Here is a 445-nt window from a genome sequence, read left to right on the forward strand (position 1 = left end):
CACTGAGTCCGAGAGCCGCCACGGGGCCCGCCGGTACTCCCCCCGACGGCGGGCCCCGTCCGCGTTCACACCCGCCTGGGCCACGGCGGCACGGACGGCACCGCCTTCCGCCGCCGCTCGGCCAGCGCCGCGATTCCCAGACCGAGCCCCACCAGGGCCGAGACAGTCCCCGCGATCATCGCGACGAGCAACAGGAACGGGGCAGTGAGGCTCTTGACGACCCGGCCCTTGACGGCCGAGACGGCCACCGTTCCGCCGTGGTCGTCGGCGAAGAAACGCGAGTCGTTCGAGTTCGCCCGGTGGTCGCCCAGCAGGAACAGCCGCTCCTTCGGAACCTTCACGTCGTACGCCTTGTGCACTCCGTCGGCGTCGCCGCCCCTCACGTACGGCTCCTGAAGCGGCTTGCCGTTCACCGTGAGCCGCGCCCCGGTCCCCTCACCCGTAC

General features: G+C 72.1%; 1 protein-coding gene. It reads right to left on the minus strand.

Features of this window, described 5'->3' with window-relative positions:
* Positions 1 to 65 precede the first annotated feature (65 nt).
* Positions 66 to 445 (minus strand): S26 family signal peptidase (locus tag C1I97_RS38820; protein WP_220040910.1); only part of this gene is annotated, 380 nt, incomplete at its 5' end.

Source organism: Streptomyces sp. NTH33 (genome assembly GCF_003236365.1).
Taxonomy (GTDB): Bacteria; Actinomycetota; Actinomycetes; order Streptomycetales; family Streptomycetaceae; genus Streptomyces.